The sequence below is a fragment of the Spirochaetota bacterium genome (assembly GCA_017999915.1).
Taxonomy (GTDB): Bacteria; Spirochaetota; UBA4802; order UBA4802; family UBA5550; genus RBG-16-49-21.
This window is the reverse complement of sequence record JAGNKX010000001.1, coordinates 689,249-706,632: the sequence shown is the minus strand read 5'-3', so window position 1 is coordinate 706,632 and position 17,384 is coordinate 689,249. Positions and strand designations below refer to the sequence as shown.

14 protein-coding genes are annotated in these 17,384 nt (G+C 52.1%); 2 read left to right on the top strand and 12 right to left on the bottom strand.

The annotated features are described in order from the left end of the window. Position 1: 1 nt before the first annotated feature. The gene (locus tag KA369_02960; GenBank protein MBP7734913.1) at positions 2-481 is read right to left on the bottom strand and encodes a hypothetical protein; all 480 of its coding nucleotides are present in this window, start codon (positions 479-481) and stop codon (positions 2-4) included. Between the two features lie 272 nt (positions 482-753). Next, on the bottom strand, positions 754-1,527 hold the full coding sequence (locus KA369_02955; GenBank protein ID MBP7734912.1) for a hypothetical protein: 774 nt from the start codon (positions 1,525-1,527) through the stop codon (positions 754-756). Here KA369_02955 and KA369_02950 point away from each other — a divergent pair. Then, complete coding sequence (locus KA369_02950; GenBank protein MBP7734911.1) at positions 1,526-1,675, top strand: hypothetical protein; 150 nt, start codon at positions 1,526-1,528, stop codon at positions 1,673-1,675. The genes KA369_02955 and KA369_02950 overlap by 2 nt on opposite strands. A 46-nt stretch (positions 1,676-1,721) precedes the next feature. Here the strand turns inward: KA369_02950 and KA369_02945 are convergent, their stop codons facing one another. From KA369_02945 to KA369_02915, 7 genes are read right to left on the bottom strand one after another with little or no spacing between them, the layout of a single operon-like run. Then, positions 1,722-2,648: an ABC transporter ATP-binding protein gene (locus tag KA369_02945; GenBank protein MBP7734910.1), complete on the bottom strand. Its 927-nt coding sequence runs from the start codon at positions 2,646-2,648 to the stop codon at positions 1,722-1,724. Beyond that, positions 2,648-3,838 (bottom strand): ABC transporter permease, encoded by a 1,191-nt coding sequence (locus KA369_02940; protein ID MBP7734909.1) that lies wholly within the window; start codon positions 3,836-3,838, stop codon positions 2,648-2,650. The genes KA369_02945 and KA369_02940 overlap by 1 nt, the downstream gene beginning before the upstream one ends. 18 nt (positions 3,839-3,856) lie before the next feature. Continuing rightward, complete coding sequence (locus KA369_02935) at positions 3,857-5,008, bottom strand: ABC transporter permease (protein MBP7734908.1); 1,152 nt, start codon at positions 5,006-5,008, stop codon at positions 3,857-3,859. Next, positions 5,005-5,922 (bottom strand): ABC transporter ATP-binding protein, encoded by a 918-nt coding sequence (locus KA369_02930; protein ID MBP7734907.1) that lies wholly within the window; start codon positions 5,920-5,922, stop codon positions 5,005-5,007. The genes KA369_02935 and KA369_02930 overlap by 4 nt, the downstream gene beginning before the upstream one ends. Beyond that, positions 5,919-6,722: an efflux RND transporter periplasmic adaptor subunit gene (locus KA369_02925; protein MBP7734906.1), complete on the bottom strand. Its 804-nt coding sequence runs from the start codon at positions 6,720-6,722 to the stop codon at positions 5,919-5,921. Before KA369_02925 ends, KA369_02930 begins: the two co-directional genes overlap by 4 nt. Further along, positions 6,715-8,136: a TolC family protein gene (locus KA369_02920; protein ID MBP7734905.1), complete on the bottom strand. Its 1,422-nt coding sequence runs from the start codon at positions 8,134-8,136 to the stop codon at positions 6,715-6,717. Before KA369_02920 ends, KA369_02925 begins: the two co-directional genes overlap by 8 nt. A gap of 15 nt (positions 8,137-8,151) precedes the next feature. Continuing rightward, a complete protein-coding gene (locus KA369_02915; GenBank protein ID MBP7734904.1) occupies positions 8,152-8,760 on the bottom strand; it encodes a TetR/AcrR family transcriptional regulator in 609 nt (202 codons plus the stop codon). A 193-nt stretch (positions 8,761-8,953) separates the two neighbouring features. On the opposite strand from KA369_02915, the gene ruvA reads away from it, so the two are divergent. Then, positions 8,954-9,538, top strand: a complete 585-nt coding sequence (ruvA, locus tag KA369_02910) for a Holliday junction branch migration protein RuvA (GenBank protein MBP7734903.1) — start codon at positions 8,954-8,956, stop codon at positions 9,536-9,538. A 23-nt stretch (positions 9,539-9,561) separates the two neighbouring features. Here ruvA and KA369_02905 read toward each other — a convergent pair whose 3' ends face one another. From KA369_02905 to KA369_02895, 3 genes are read right to left on the bottom strand one after another with little or no spacing between them, the layout of a single operon-like run. Beyond that, a complete protein-coding gene (locus tag KA369_02905) occupies positions 9,562-11,628 on the bottom strand; it encodes a hypothetical protein (GenBank protein ID MBP7734902.1) in 2,067 nt (688 codons plus the stop codon). Positions 11,629-11,677: 49 nt separating this feature from the next. Next, entirely contained in the window at positions 11,678-11,893 is a 216-nt protein-coding gene (locus tag KA369_02900) for a LapA family protein (protein MBP7734901.1), read from the bottom strand. A gap of 56 nt (positions 11,894-11,949) precedes the next feature. Continuing rightward, a complete protein-coding gene (locus KA369_02895) occupies positions 11,950-17,325 on the bottom strand; it encodes a carboxypeptidase regulatory-like domain-containing protein (GenBank protein ID MBP7734900.1) in 5,376 nt (1,791 codons plus the stop codon). Positions 17,326-17,384: the final 59 nt, after the last annotated feature.

The following is a 17,384-nucleotide window of genomic DNA, read 5'->3' as shown; positions in this document are numbered from 1 at the left end:
ATTAAGACTGTTGCTTCTCTTCAGGCAGCGTTGAACGAGTTGTTATGATGGCGATCCCGACCCATAACACTGCGCCAAGTATCACGATGCAAATGACCGCTGCGGGTATCGCCAGCGCCCAGAAGTTCCTGATATACAGGCCGTAAATGAGAAGGACTCCCAGAGCGAGTGTAATGATACACATGAAAAAGGCTTTGATCTTGGAAAAATCTTTTTTTTCAACTATCTCAGGCATTGGTGGCACCACCTTTATTGCGAGAATTGTCCAGCCGATCCAGAATCCGGTTCCGATGACGACCATAGACACTAATCCGATTGGGGCTGCGATGGCGTAGAATGTGAATGAACTCAATGCGTTCAAATCAACATGGCTGTAATTGATATTGTCATTCATCACAGCCATCAAGGAATATATGAAAAATCCCGTAAGTATCAGTGCGAACAATACAGCTAAATAACCGAAAATTCTGGGCCGTGGCATACTCTCATCCTAAACAGAAACTCAACTTGGGTCAGGATCAATCCGCTGTATATTAATGTCAACATATTAATCGACCATATACACTTTTCACTTTTTCCAGTTATTTTCTCAGGGACGAAACAGGAATTTATAAATAGGAAAAATTCATTTGGTTTTTTTTGAATAAGAAGCCGATCGCCAATAACAAAATACCCCGCGGCATCCTGCAGGGTATTTTGTCGCATAATGTTTTGTGTGCGCTACGATCAGCAGGCATTAATCCTGGTCGTATGTCATTGTCGTTTTCTGAAAATACTCCGCACGGATTCAAAATCATCCGAGTTGTACACAATGACATAATCGAGAAGCCGGTAATCATTGCGGATCACTTCTTGAACATCGACATCCTCTCCGCTGATATACTTCATCATGCAGCCGGCTTTACGGATGATGGGCATTGCGCCGGCCCAGTCCCAGAGGCGGGACTTGCCGATAAAGGCAAGGGTCCTGTTGCGGACATTATCTACGGCAAGGCAGGCGTGCAGCGCCGTAGACCCAAGGTTCCTGATCTTACCGGGAAAAAGAATGTCGAACCTGCTGCCGGCCTCGGATGCAACGAAGATATTTGTTTCATTGTCGATCGAGATGGTCCGGTCCGCGCGCACGGGCCGGTCATTCAAGTAGGCGCCGTTGTCGTCATTGTAAAAAAACATGTCGCACCCCGGGGAATACACGAATCCGTAAACCGGCATTCTCCCCCTGAATATGCCCACAGAAACGCACCATTCCGGAAGGTGCATGCTGAACATGGCCGTGCCGTCAATGGGATCGATTACGACCGTGACGGTATCATCGCTAATATCGGGTGAGGCGCCGGAATTGTTTTCTTCCATGATAAACATGTAATCGCCATGGCGCGCTGATATCCTTTTCATCAGCAAATCCTGCACCATGAGGTCAGCCTGAGTGACAATGGACCGGTCTGATTTTCTCGTGACGGTGATGGTATCTTTCTGTAATTTCCGCGCGGCTGTGCCGGCCTCGATCAGGAGATCCTTGAAAAACATGAAATCATCTTTTGAAAATGCCAGGGACATAGTACTCCGATCAATTCTCATTGCCGTATCGGAACGGAAACGGCTCAACCCAGCGGTGAAGATTTCCGCGACCGAACCAATGCTTCATCCTTCCGATCATGAAACCATCAGCATATGATTTAAATCATAATTCAAGGAAAAAATGAAAAGTCTTTCCCAAAGCCTCAGAGGGCGTATTTCCTGGCATTGCTCACGAACACGTCCTCAAGGCTTGGTGTTATCCGATGGATCGCATAGGAGGAGATGTCCTGCTCTTTGAAAAAAGCCGCTATTTTTTTCTTCGCCGGCACATCCTTGCCGCACAGGATATGGATGTCGGTGCCGAATATGGCCGCTTCAATGATAAAGTCAAGGTACCTGATTTTCTCGAATACCTCGAGAAAGTTATCCGTTACGATGGAATATACGGCATTGTCAAAATTCTTTTTCAGGGCTTCCGGCGAATCAAGGGCGATGATCTGTCCCGCGATGACCAGGGCAATCCTGTTGCAGTGCTCCGCCTCGTCCATGTAGTGGGTGGTGACAAAGATGGTGCGCCCCTCCTCGGAAAACCGGTATATGATGTCCCAGAAGTTCCGCCGCATGAGGGGATCCACTCCTGACGTGGGCTCGTCGAGGAAGAGGATCGGCGGATCATGGAGTATGGCGCCGCCCAGGGCCAGGCGCTGCTTCATGCCGCCCGGCAGGTTTTTCACCAGGTCATTTTTCCGGTCGCCGATGCCCGCCATGTCGACCACCCGGCCGATGGACTCTTTCAGTTTCCTCCCCTCGAGGCCGTATATGCTGCCGTAAAATTCCAGGTTCTCCACGACCGTGAGATCTTCATACAGGCTGAATCGCTGGGACATGTACCCGATGATGGTCTTGATCTTCTCCTGCTCGGCGATGATATCGAACCCCGATACCCGGCCCTCACCGGAGGTCGGCATCAGGATGCCGCAGAGCATCTTGATGGTGGTCGTCTTCCCCGCGCCGTTGGGGCCCAGGAAACCGAATATTTCCCCCTTCTCCACCGAGAGGCTGATATTATTGACCGCGGTAAAATCGCCGAATGTCTTGGTAAGGTTCCTGATCTCAACGACTTTTTCCATTATTCCATCCTCCTGCTCAGCCTGCGGGCGCTCAGGTTCAGCAGTACAATTCCGATGACCATGAGGATCAGCACTTCCTTCCACAGGACCGTTATGCCCACACCCTTCAGGAACACCCCCCGGATAATGACCATGAAATACATCAGCGGATTGAGGTAGGTGATGAACTGTATCGTTTCCGGCATCGCGTAGATGGGAAAGGCAAAGCCGGAAAAGAGAATCGCCGGTATGAAATACAGAAAGAATGACATCATCGCCTGCTGCTGTGTCTTTGATATCGTGGAAATGAATATACCCACCGCGAGGGAGCAGAGGATATAGAAAAATGCCGCAAAATACAGGAAGGCGATACTGCCGTTGAAGGGAACGCCGAACCAGAAAATCGTTATTATCGTTACGATCAGCATGTCGATAAAGCCGATGATGGCGAAAGGTATCGTCTTCCCCATGATGAATTCCATCGGCTTGATGGGGGACACGACGATCTGCTCCATGGTCCCCGACTCCCGCTCCTTGACGATCGACATCGACGTCAGCATGACCGTTATCAGGGAAACGATGAAACCTATGACCCCGGGCAGAAAATAATTCTTGCTGAGGAGGGTAGGATTGAAATAGGCCCTGTCAAGGATGCGGACCCCCCGGGGCATTACCATTCCGGCAGACTCGCCAGTTTGCGTGCCCGGAAGGCCCGACAGGCGGTACAGTATCTGCGCCTTGACCCTTCCGAGGTACTCATCCATGAAAAAACCCTGCATTATCTCGTTGACATAGGCGGTGATGATCGCGCCCCTATTGGAATCAGTCCCGTCGATGATCACCTGAATTTCCGAGACCTTCCCGGTTTTAAGGTTTTTTGACAGGTCACGCCTCAAATGGATAAACGCTTCCACCGTTCCCCGGTCCATCAGGGGCATCAATTCATCGTCCGAGTACAGATATGAATGCAGCTTAAAATACCCAGAGCCGGTGAACTTTTCAATCAATCCCCGGCTCATCGATGTTTTATCCTCATCGACGACAGCCAGGTTCACGGTATTAACGTCAAGGTTGATGGCATAACCGAAAACGATGATCATGATTATCGGCGGCCCGAATACAACGCCCCGCATCCGGATATCGCGCAGCACCTGGGCGAATTCCTTTTTTATCATGCTTACAAGTACTTTTGGCCTGATGAATGCTTTCATGTCGCCTATGCCTCTTTGTCACTTGTCCGGGAGGCTGACCCTGAACTTTTTAATGCACAGGGCAAGCACCAGGATGCAGAATATTGAAAGAAACACTATCTGCATTATCAGCACGGGATACCCGACGCCGCGCAGGATGATCCCCTTCAGCACGACGATCATGTATTTTGCCGGAATGATGTACGTGATGGCCTGGATGATCAACGGCATGTTCTTGATCGGAAATATAAAATCAGAGAGCATGAAGGACGGCAGATAGGTAAGGACAATGGCAACCTGCACCGAGAGCACCTGCACCCGCGTTATCGAGGAAATGAGTATGCCCAGGCCGCTGGTCCCCACCAGGAACAGTATGGATATGAGCATCAGCTCAAGGAAGCTTCCCCTGAAGGGCACGTTGAAAACGAAATAGCCGACGACCAGGGCGAAGACCACATCGAAAAGGCCTATGAAAATATAGGGGATGAGCTTCCCCAGCACCACTTCGTGTCCGCGCACCGGCGTTGTTATGAGTGTCTCCATGGTCCCCCGCTCCCATTCCCGGGAAATGGTGAGGGAGGTGATCAGGGCCGATATGATGGCCAGGATAAGGCCCAGGTTGCCGGGTATGATGAAATTGCGGCTCTTCAGCTCCGAATTATACCATATCCTGTTTTTAATCTCTACAGGCTGCCGCAACGATGTCAGCCCTTTCTTGGTCAAAGCCTTCTCCAGGTAGTCCCTGTTAAATTCATAGCTTATGGCCTTCACGTAGCCGGTGGCGATCAGGGCTGACATGGAATCCGACCCGTCCACCAGTACCTGTATATCGGCGTACTTCCCGGAATTGAATTTTCGCTCAAAAGAGGGCGGGATCACCAGGGCCATCGCGATTGCGCCTGAATTTATGAGCCCGTCGATATCCTTGTAATTATCGACATACCGCTCAATCGAGATATATTCTGTATGCTTGAACCGCTCAAGGTACTGTCGGGAAGCATAACTGCGGTCCTGGTCATACACGGCGACCTTCACATGCTTCACGTCAAATACCAGGGCATAGCCGAACAGCAGCACCAGCAGGGTCGGAATGAACAGCGCCAGGAAAAAGCTCCGGCCGTCACGCCGTATCTGGATCCATTCCTTGTCCGCAATCGCGATCATTCGTATGAGGGAACCAAAGGCTTTCACCGGTCTTCCTCCCTTGTTATAATCTCGATGAAGCTGTCTTCAAGGCGCGGCATCACCTCTTCACTTTTGAGGATGCCGATGCCCTTCCCTTTCAACAGCCGCTCCGCCTGCTTTCTTGTCTTCTGCATTGTCCCGGTAAAAATCCTGATGGAATTTCCGGTGCGGACGATCTTCATGGCGCCATCAACTTTCAGCAGGGTCTCCGCCCCGTGCGGGTCATCGACGATAATATGCAGCATCCTCTGCTGCAATTCGTCCCGTATCGACTTCGGCTTACCCAGGCGTATGAATTTTCCTCGGTACATCAGGGCCACCCTGTTGCTTCGTTCCGCCTCATCCAGATAAGCGGTGGTAACGACGATGGTGACTCCCTGGCCAAGGAGCTCGTACAGGATGTCCCAGAACTCACGGCGAGACACCGGGTCCACGCCGTTGGTCGGCTCGTCCAGGAGAATCACCTCCGGCGTATGCACCAGGCTGCAGACGAGGCCCAGCTTCTGCTTCATCCCCCCTGACAGCTTCCCCGCCAGGCGGTCCTTAAAAGGCCCCAGCCTGCTGAAGCCGTACAGGGCGTCGAGCTTCTTCCTGATCTCGCGGTGCGACAGGAGATAGAGCCTGCCGAAGAAGAAGATGTTTTCCTCAACGGTCAGGTCCTCGTAGAGGCCGAAACGCTGGGGCATGTACGCCAGGTTCTCCTTGATTTTAATTGGATTTTCCTTCACATCGATGCCGTTGATAGTGATGCTCCCCCCGTTGGGTATCAGGATCGACGATATCATCCTGAGGAGGGTGCTCTTGCCCGAGCCGTCGGGGCCCACGATGCAGAAGATCTCCCCCTTGTTGACGGTAAAGGACAGGGAGTCAACCGCCCGTATATCGCCGAAATTCTTGGTCAGGCCCTCAACCGTTATCACTTAACGTCCCCCGCAAGTATTATGGCGTCGGCGGGCATTCCCGGCTTCAGCTTCTGGTCCGGATTGGGAACGGCGATCTTCACCGCAAACATGAGTTTGACCCGCTCATCCTTGGTCTGGATCGTCTTGGGCGTAAATTCGGCCTTGTTCGATATGGATATGACCTTGCCGATGAATTTCTTATCAGGGAATGAATCCACGGTGATCTCGGCCTTCTGACCCAGCTTGACGCGGCCCAGCTGCTTTTCATTGACATATATCTTGATCCAGGTATCCTTTATGTCCGCCACGGTGAGCACCGGCGTTCCCGGGAAGGCGATCTCTCCTATCTCCAGGTTTTTTTCCAGCACCACGCCGTCGACGGGCGATGCGATGACCGCGTTGCTTATGGCCGCGTTGATCTGCTCATTGGCGGCCTTCGCCATGCGGTACATGGTCTCCATGTTGTCAAAATCCTTTTTCGATACAGACCCGCTCCTGTAAAGGTCCCTGACGCGGTCCATGTTTTTTTTGGCGTTGTTCAGGTTCGCTATCACTGAAAGGCGCTGGGCGTCCAGCTCGTCGTAGGCGATCCTCACCAGGACCTCGCCGTGTTTGACGCTCTCTCCCTCGTCGCGGGCTATGCTGATGATCCTCCCGGCAAGCTTCGAGCTGATGTCAACCTCCGTGACCTCGATGGTTCCGGACCCTTCAATGCGTTTTCCGTCCTCCCCAATATGGCGGAACACCTCGAAATACAGGATGGATAGCGTTACTACCGCCGCCACAACGGCTATGGGAATGATCTTCTTTTTATTCATGTTCTTCTCCTCCGAAAATTATGCTGTCATCGTCAGTGCCGATATCCTTTCGCAGTTTTGCCAGGGACTGGTAGTAGCTGTTGACGGCGTTTATATACCCGGCCTGAGCCTGCGTAAGGGCAACCTGCGCTCCGAAGAGTTCGGAGTTTTTAATGACGCCGGCACGGTAGCTTTCGCGGGCTATGCGAAGCCCCTCTTTGGCCTTGTCGACATTCTCCCGGTGGGACGATATGGTCTGGTTTGCAGTCAGTATATTGGAATAGGATGATTTTATGGAAATGGTCACCAGGCGCTTCACCTTGGCGATCTCCTCTTCGGCTTCGAGGCCCCGCGCCCTGGCTTCCCGGCCCTGGGCGCGGGTGGAATCAACGGGAAGCAGGGCGCTCCACCGGTACGTGGCCGCGACGCGTATCATCCAGTTGGGCTGCCATTTCCGCTCCCCCGCGATCTGCGACAGGTCCATGTACGTAGCGCCTCCATTGGAAGTGGGGAGAAGCTTTTCGCCGACCGTGGTAAGCGGCATGTTATACCCGTAGTATCCCCCGGCCATGAAGGTCGGCCAGAGGTAATAGGAATCGGTGATGTTCTTGGCATGACCGGCTATCTCCTTCTTCATCTTGAGCTGGATGATCTCCGGCCTGTTTTTCAGGGCAATGGCGCCAACGCGCTGGATGAATGAATCGATATCCTTCTCCGCCACGCGGTAGTTGTCTTTTTCAATGATGCTCCGGTCAGCGGCATATACCCGTTCATCGAGACCCAGCTGGTAATTGAACATCTCCAGGGCCAGGCGGTACCGGTTCTCGGCTTCCAGAAGCAAAGGCTCCTGGCTTTTCAGCTGTACCTGTGCCTGGAGGAGCTCGTACCGGGGCACGCTGCCGGTCTTGAAGAGGCTGGTCACATCTTTAAGATTCTCTTGAAGAAGCTTGATCGTGTCTTTTCGTATCGATATCATCTCTTCGGCAAGGATGAGATTGAAATAACTTTCGATCACGTTGAATTCTATATCGCTTTTCACCTTCCTCATTTCCTCCGTGGAAACGGCGTAGGCCTTTCGTGACATCTGCAGGGAATGATAAAACATGCCAGGATTGATGCCGAACTTGACCTGCACTATCTTGATATCATACTGGCCTTCGGCCATGCTCATGAATCCGGACTGGGCCCCCTGCCTTGTCAATGAGGCTTCCGATTCAATGACCGGCAGGAGCATGCCCCACGCCTGGTTGACCTTCTCGGATTCAGCCTTGTGCCGCTGAAGGGCGATTTTATAATCATGGTTGTTCTTTTTCGCGATGGACACGGCATCGTCGAGGGTGATCTTTTTAAGAGCCCCTTCACCCCGGATGGGAATAGGATCTGATAGTGCCAATCCAACGAACAATGCGATTATTGATAAGGCTTTATATTTCATATTCCTGATTCCTCCTTACGATGCCATGATCCCGGTCTTTACCACTGTCAGCATGTTCTTCTTATACTCTTCAAAGAAATCATCATTGAATATCATTTTCCCGAAATCAGTATCAGAGAGGGTTATGCGGATGGCGTTGGTAAAAACGATTGATCCGAGCATCTGGATAAAAGTTAAATGGGGGACGATATTTTTGAATGTTCCCTGCTTGATGCCTGCGGTAAAAAGCTCCTGAACTAGCCCCATCATGGGGATGATGACATTGGGGAGCATAAGTTTTTTGAAATACTTGCCGCCGCTGGAGAGCTCCCTGAGCATAACCCTGATATAATCCTGATCCATTTCCTTGATGAAATCAATGAAAAACGTAACGATGGATTCCAGCTGTTCTTCAACACCCTTGTCTTTTGAAATATTGCCTGCTACCCGCGGAAAGATTTTACTGTAAAATTCTATCAAGATCGATTCATACAGATCTTCCTTGCTTTTAAAATGATAATAGATCATGGCCTTGTTTATTTTCGCTTTCTGGGCAATGCGGTCCACCCTGGCTCCTTCCAGACCATGTTGGGCAAACTCGCGCAGGGCGGCATTTTTTATCTTTTTTTCAGTCGTATCTTCCATTTATACCTTGTTAACTAACTATTTAGTTTAACTAACTGTTTAGTTAAATATAATAAATATTAACTTATTTGGCCACTGAAATTGTGAAAAAATCAAAAAAAATCTAAAAATTTCTTTTTTTATTGTATAAGAGAACTATATTAGTTAATTCTTAAAAAACTGAAAATCTATCATAAACGGTTTACATTCATATATGATATCAAAAATACGCGGAACCATAGACGAGCTTAAGCCGACAGAAGTTATCCTGGACGTCCAGGGCGTGGGCTATGGATTAACCATTCCCCTATCAACCTATGAAAAAATTCAGTCCCATACCGATGTTGTTCTATACGTCCACACACATCACAAGGAAGACCAACTCAAGCTATTTGGCTTTTTTACGGAAAACGAGAAGGAGTGTTTTTCAATTCTGCTGAACATAACCGGCATAGGGCCTGCCATGGCCATATCCATCCTGTCAGGAATAACCATAAACCGCCTCGTTGACGCAGTCCAATCGGAAAACACGGCCCTTCTGACGAAGATTCCCGGCATAGGAAACGCCAAAGCCGAAAAGCTCATTTTTGAGCTGAAGCGGAAATTAAAGAAGCTGACAACCCTTTCAGGGCAGATTGATGCCCCGCAAACTCATAAAAATGACGCCATCGAAGCCCTGGTCACACTCGGTTTTGACGACGCCAAATCATCCAAGATCGTTGAAGAGCTGCTAAAAAACAAGCCCGACAGTCCAGTTGAATCCATAATCAAGGACGCGCTGAAATTGTTATCCGCCTGAGGAAAGCGGAGAATTGCACTGCATCAGTCGTTTCTTTTTTCCTGGCCGAGGATTTTCCGCGCCCATCGGGAAGCCATGTTGCCCGTGCCTTTTCTCAACACAACAATAACGCCGGTGGCGCCGTTCCCGCCCATGAATAGGCCATAGCTCAACGGCGTATTGGTGCCATCCAGGACAGTGGCTGTTTTTCCCCAGAGACCAGTTAAAGGCATGTTGGATTTTTTTTCACTTGGGTTTTCAAGAGAAATATAATTACAGGAAGGGCCCGAGCGTTTTTTCTGTTCGGAAGCCGTGCCATGGGCAAAGGTATCCCGCAATCCCTGGAATAGCTTCAATCTTTCCTGATAGGGGACAGGAATTCCTGGAACTGATTGATCTCTCACTTCACCGTTGCCGCAATAACAGTAGCGCGCCAGCTTGATCAAATCGCCAATGGTAAATGACATCCTGAAATCAAGACCTGCCAGGAGCTCCGCCCATTGCCTGTCGTTTGCGGTCTCCGGCAGGGGCTGCCTGATACCCAGGGACCCGCAGAAATTCTGATAAAATGCCCTGAATTTTTTTTGAGATATGTTTTTATAGAGTGAGCTGAAATAGAGGTTACATGAGTTGGGCAGGGCCTCCTTGAGCCGTACCGTCCCGTGGCCTTTGGGCCTCCAGCAGCGGTCGGGAAGGTTCGGATCATTCACATTCCTTCCTGTGCACGGATAGGCGTAATCAGAAAATATATCGGGCCGCTCGGCGGCAAGATACAGCGCGACGATGACCTTAAATAGCGATCCCGGCGGAACGGTTCTCGACAAAAAGGCCTCGCCCTGAGTTGACTTTAAAACCTTTCCCGTGGAAACATCAAAAAGACAGTACGAGCAATAAGGTGACAACTCCCCCTCTGTTTCCGGGCTTTGAAACTGAAGATCGGGAAAATAGTGTTCCAGTATTTCGTACCTGTTATATCCGAGCCGGGAAAGGGCCATGGCCCCATGCTGGCATAAGCCAGTTCCATGACCGAGTCCCTCTCCCCTGAAAAGGAAAAGCCTCTCGTTATCAGTCGTTTTCTCTGATACGGTAAAGCTGTTACTGCGGATAAAGTTCCATCCCTTGACCCTGTTTATTTTAAGCCTGAACGTCTCAACCGGGAAAGATGTCTTTCCCGATGGCGTGATGACCTCAACCACCATGATGTCCCTGTCGTATCGAAGCGACAGTGATGCGTTGCCATCATTCACTTTCCCGGGAAAAAGTATCCCGGCCAATTCATCATTGCCTATGGTGCGCTCCCAGCGGGAATCCTTGGCGGAACAAAGCCGGGTTCCCTTGCGGTAGAGCCAGTCCCTTACGCCAGGGCTGTTATTGCCGGCGGAAATCGCTTTCCCCCTGAAAACGCCGGGGTCGAAGGTCCTCCCTCCGCACCGGGAGTGAAAGAAGAGGTTGTGCCGCAGCTTCTGATGATCGATGACCCAGTCGTCATGGAAAGAAATGGCGCTGTTCATCCTGCCCCTGTACACCTGGCAGTGGGTGAGGTCGCAGAAATCCGCGTTGCCGTGGCGGGGATTTTTTTTGGAGAAATGATATCGGGCCCGTATCACCTGGGCCAGGGCGAGGATACCTTCCCTTTCTTTCCAATAATCGCCGCTGTATTCTGCCAGGGACGAATCAACGACGTACCGGTTTAGATTCTCCTGTACAGTGAATATCAGGCTGTTATCGCCAAAACGGACCGACAGGGGGAGAGGATACCTTCTCGCCTCTCCGTCGATATGGATCACGATGTCGTCTTTTTCAGGAGCGGGTGCGATATCCAGTTTTCCGGATCCCGCCAGGGGCCTGTCATCTATGAACAAGCCAACCATTCCGGCAGTGACGGAACAACTTATGGTTTTCCCATCTATCACCCTATGGTTTTCATCCCTTACCGTGGCGCCATGCGTTACCGAAATGGAGATTCTTTTAATGGCGCCGCTTTTCAACAGCCTGACCTGCTTGGATAGTATCTGTATGGTCACAGGCTTATCATTATCAGTTTCCGCTCCTGCCGGATAGACCGGGAACATGATAAACAGCAAAAGGAATATGGCCGGGCACTTGTTCATTGGGATATCTGTTCTCGGCTTAACCGGGGCTCACCGGATCGGACATTAATTAATAATCTTCGCCTTTCTTCTGCGCCACGGCGCTGATATTTTTCGCGAAAAAGCCGAGTCCGAAACCTATTCCCAGGACGATGACGATCAAAACGATCAGGGGAAAATCCGGCTCCCAGAAGAAGATATTCAGCACGACTGAATGGGTATTCTGGAATATCAGAATAGTCAGCAAAATGGTCCCAACAATAATGGCGATAGTTTTTGGTTTCATCGGTACTCCATATTTTTTTCATGTCCCCGCCTCAGTGGCGGGGACATGGTGTCTCCCTATTTCTTCTCCACATCAACCACAACCGGTGCCGACCATCCCTGGATGGACGGCTCGTACATGCATTCCATCCGGGACGGCTTCACCATGAAATTTCCTGGCAGCTCGGCCCTGACGATATACGCCACTTCGTAGATCTCATTCTTTTTCAAATCCGTAAAGAAATAAACCATCCTGTTGTCCCACCGTTCGATATGGACAAAGGGCGTGTACTCATCATAGGCGTTGTTCTTCGTCACCTCGAAACCCGAGGGAAGATAGTCCTCCAGCACCAGGTATTGAAAGTCGTCCTGGGCCTGGAATTTCACCTTCACCAGGAGTTCGTCCCCGATCTGGATGACCTTCTTGCCCGCCAGGCTCTGGGGCACCATGTATTCATTGTTGCGCGAATCGCGCACCCTCGTAATGGACGCGAAGGTCCTGGTGATGGAGATGCCGTTTGAAAGGGACCTGATGCCCCGCTCCTCGGACCGTATCAGGGACAGGGCACCCTTGTCCTTGAAATACAGGGTGCCGCCTATGACTACGTCAAAGCTCACATCCGATCCCGCTTCCCCTTCGGCGGTCACAGTGAAGGAGTTTCGGGCATTTCCTCCTTCCAACTGGATCTTGCGGGTCAGATTTTCCATCACCTTCGGATCCTCAAGATCGTAGGAAATGTCAGCTATTTTTTTGCCGTCCAGGGAAAACCTCACGGCGCCCCTGGTCACGGCAGGGCCTCCCATGGCCTCAAGGTATCCGCACAGGGCAATCATGACCGTTGCTGTTTCCTTGGTGGAATTCCACGCATCCCCCCGTGAGCGGCTGCACAGGGAGCGGACGATCTGCGCCGGCACCGTCGAACGGTCCCCGGCGCCGATCAGGGCTGAGAGGACATGGGCGGTGATCTCGGTGTCGCCTCCGGGCCAGCTCCAGCGGTCATTGCCCCGGCTCTCCCAGTAGATGCCGCAGCCGTCCTTCCTGGCCGATTGCAGGAGGAGATCAACCAGGCGCGGCGCCATGGCGTTTATTTCGCTCCTCATGTCATCGGTCAATTTTGGATGGGCCCGCGCCAGTGCCAGGGCCTTCACCAGGCATGCGGTCCGGTATGTGCCCGGGTCCTTGACCTTGATGATCTTCTTGAAAATTTCATGGTCCCATCTGCCCCAGAGGGCGTTGATATACATCAGGTACGCAACGGCGTCCCACTCCTCCAGCTTCGGATTGGAAAAATAGCGCTGCACCGCCGTGAGCCCCCTGGTGACGACCGGTTTATCGACGGTGAATCCCGCCTCCTGGGCAAGCCGCAGGGAGTAGAGCACATAGCCGGTAACAAAGGCGTTGCCGCGGCTCCCGGACCACCATCCCCAGGTGCCGTCATCATTCTGGTACCGCTGGATCCGGTCGATGCCGGCGCTCACCTTGTCATCGAGCTTTTTCTTCGCCTTTTCGTTAATGAACCGGCCGTATCCCTTCTGCTTGAGCATCCGGTTCAGCGCCAGGTTCGGGATGAAGCTGTTCAGGGTCTGCTCGATGCACCCGTAGGGATACTCGCTCAGGTATTTCGTCGCCCTGAGCATCTGTATGATGGGGGACGGGCTGAGGGACACGGTCACCGATTCAGGCACGAAGCTGAAGTCATCGGTCTCGGCAAGAGGCGTTACCGTGACCGTTCTATTAACGGCCATGTCGCCGATGCCGTAGAGCTTGAAGGGCGTGCCGCGCCGCTCCACCGGGACGGTCAATTTCAGCGCGTCCCTGGCGTCCCCGATCGACCGGGCGGAGTACTGGAGCGTTACCTCTTTCCTGTCTTTCGGCACCTTGTATGGATAATAGGTTCTGGCGGACCCGAAGGCCGGGAGACTGATAGTAACTGCTTCGTCCGCCTCAAGGACCCTGTCATCGGCCTTGAATATAGTATCGACCTTTTTTAGGCCCCGCTCAGTATTGCTATTGACGATGCCGATGAGGCTCAGGGTGTCCCCCTCCACCATAAATCGCGGCTTTCCAATGCGCGCTATCAGATCCTGGGTGACCAGGAAGGTGGTCTTCTTCTCGCCCATCCTGCCGGCTTGGTCGTGGCCACGGACCGTGAGGCGCCAGGTCGTCAGGTTGTCCGGTAAGGTAAAATTCACCCGGGCAGTGCCATCCTCCCCGGTCCTGATCTTCGCTGACCAGAATGCCGTGTCCTCGAACTTTTCCCGCACCTTTACCTTGCCGTCCTTTGCTGCGCCGGCCAGCATGGTTATGGGATAGGAATAGCTGGTGAGGACCCAGTTGGATATTTTGGTATAGAAGTAGTCCCTCATGAGGGGCGTGTGGTCATACCTGACCTGGAATATCGCCTCGTCCACCGCAGCCAGGGAGAGGTCGGCCCTTGCCGGCTTGCCATTGCCATCCACAGCCTTTAGTAGCACAGAAGCCTTCTCTCCAGGCAAGTATTTCTGCTTGTCAGGCTCGATGGAGATAGCGAGGGCCGTATCATGGACCGGCAGTGAAATCCCCGCCGAGGAGGTGTACAGGGCCCTCTTTCTCTGCATCGTAGCCGTGACAAAAAGGTTCGGCGCGTATTCCGTTTTTATGGTGAACTGCACCGGCATGATGTTGCCGGTCATCTTGATCACCTTCGACTCATATACATCCCTTCCCTCAAGGGTGACGCACACATAGGCATCGGTGAAGCAGCTCTTTATGAGGCAGGTGATCTCTCCCGGTTTGGCCAGCTCCGTGGCGTTGACGGACAGCTCCAGGTTTTTGAACCGCGACGCCACCCTGGCCCCTTCAAGGCTGTAGATCCATATGACCCGGGACGCGGTTATGACATTATCCTTCCGGTCAACACCGTTGACCACAAGGTCGAATTCGCCGTAGAAGCTGAACTCCTTCGGGAGGTTCACCGTGGCAATGCCCTGGCTGTCAGTTGAAACCTGTTCAGAGAAAAGTGGTTTCGCATCATGGACATAAACCCTCTCCCACGGCTTCCAGATGTAGCGGAAGAGCTCCACCTTGACCTTGGCGCCGTGGGGCCTGCCGGTATGGGTGAGGGTCCTGATAATGACCGGCTTCTTCTCGCCGCTGGAGAAGAAATGCTGGGAAGGCTCGATCTTGATGTAGTATTCCCCGCGACCCACCCGCACCTTGTTGCTGGAGCTGATGCTGACATTGGAGCGGTCCACCACCGTGGCCTCGCAGGTGATCTCCCTGTCATAGGGATAGTTGCCGGCATGGAGCCGCAGCACCGCTATGCCGTTATTATCAGCGTATTTCTCTCCCTCAAGGATTATCCTGTTATAGGATCCGCCCGTTCCGTAATCCTGCTCCCACCAGTAGCTGGTATCGGTATCCCGGAGCTTTGTCTCATAAAACCGGTATTTCACGAGTGCCCCTTTCAGGGGAGCCCCGAAGAAATACTTCGCCTCCACCTTGAATTCAGCCGTATCGCCGTTTATAAAATATTCCTTTGACGGGGTCACATTGATCGTGAACTCCGGTTTCCGGTACTGTTCGACATAAAATTTTCCGCGGCTGTACAGGTTCTTCTCCGAGGGCCCCACCATGATCTCATGTACGCCCAGGTTGCCCTCCCGCGACAGGACCACTTTGCTATCCGCGGCACCCCATTCATCCAGCGACGCCTCCCCTTCATCGATGATCTTATCCATATCCCAGTTTCTGATTTTGTAATGGATTTTATGTCCCTGTATCGGCACAAAGCGGCTCTCCCGGTTCTTGCCGATTATCTTGTAATGGACCGTGTCACCGGCGCGGTACACAGGCCGGTCGGTATAGATGAAATACTTCTTCTGCTCCTTTTCAAAGGATGACGGCGCTCCAGTGTTGCACAGGGCATAGCTCCCGTCCTTGCCAATGACTATGGCCGACAGGTATTTCCCGGATTGTAATTTTTTATGATAGATGCCTTTCTCATCGGTGACTCCCTTGAGAACCACCGCCACGGGCAGATCCTCAATCTTTTCAGGCGCCTTGTATGTAGTCTTCTTTTTTCCCTTTTTCTGTACCGGTGTTGTGTCAAAGATGGCTATTTTCGCGTCAGCAATGGGAGTGTTGTCCACGAGATTGGTGACATAGGAAAAGATCGAATCCTGCGACCGCTTCATCACCACCCCGACCGTTGTTAGAGAGAAGAACTTCCTGCTCACGACCCGTCCCGCTCCCTTGACCTCCACGCAGTACCCCCCGGTGGCCATGGCCGTTTTCACCTGCAGCGACTGGTAGCGCCATTCATAGGGCTCGAACTCCTTGATCGGCTCGTCCCAGGACGTAACCGCTTTCAATCCCGATTCCTCCGGATTGAGCTTGTCCGGGTCAACGCCGCCCCGCACGAGCAGGTCCACTGGCACTTTGTAAATGGTGACCCTCAGGCTCTCAAGACGCAGGGACCTGATATTGAATTCAATGGTATCGCCCGGCGAAAAAGTGTACCGGTAGGCATAGACCTGGACCTGGGGCTCCTTGGCCTTTACCACGAAATTGACCTGTTCCTTCTTCTCTCCCTCGGCAATCCGAATTTCCCTGGGCTGAAGGTCGTAAAAGCCCTGGTGGGACACGGTCATTTTGTAATTGCCCGGCTTCACGTCTTCAAACCGGAACGATCCGTCCTGGTAGGTTGTGGCGGAATAGGTGACAGTGCCGCTGATGGTCACGTCAACATTGATGGCGCCGGTGTTGATCCCCTCGATGGCCACCTTGCCGGAAACGGTCGCCGGCCTGATCATGACCATGGGGAGGGTGAAGGTTTCCCCCTCTTTTATATTTTGCAGCCTGGCCGTTTCAGTGATGAAGTTAGGGCCCGAAAAGGTGGCCATGTACGAGCCTGCTGGAAGCTTGTCGAAGCGGTACTCCCCTTTTGCGCCAGTGGCGGATATTTTCGGCTTCGGCGCCGCATATTCGCCCTCTTCGCCCTCCTCTTGGATGTTGGTGTTAAGCTTAACTTCAACGCCCCTCAGGGGCTCGCCGCGGCTGTTCGTTACAATTCCGGTAAGGACCGATTCCGGCTTGAGCTCTATGGTATGGGTCCCCTCTGAAATGGCCCCTGTTGATGTATAGGTCACATAGCCATCGGCTGAGACTTCGACCATGTACTTGATATAGGGGATGAAATCATCGATTTTAAAGTATCCATCCGCACCCGTTTCGCGCAGATAGTAGCCGACGCCCATGTTGGCGTTCTTAATTTCCACCCGTGCGCCTTTTATCCTCTTTTTGGTAGCGGCATCCTGCACATATCCTTCAATTGTTGATTTGCCAGACAGCTTTTTTGTTTCTCCATACTGGCTCCGCCCATCGGACAGACGCTTGACGCCGGCGGTGTCACAGCTAATATAAGAAACCCCCACCGTAAGAATGACAATAGCAAGTGCGATTCGTTGTAGCATCGGATCCTCCCAAACATGAATATCCGCTGTCACGGATATATGGTACAGGATACCAGGAG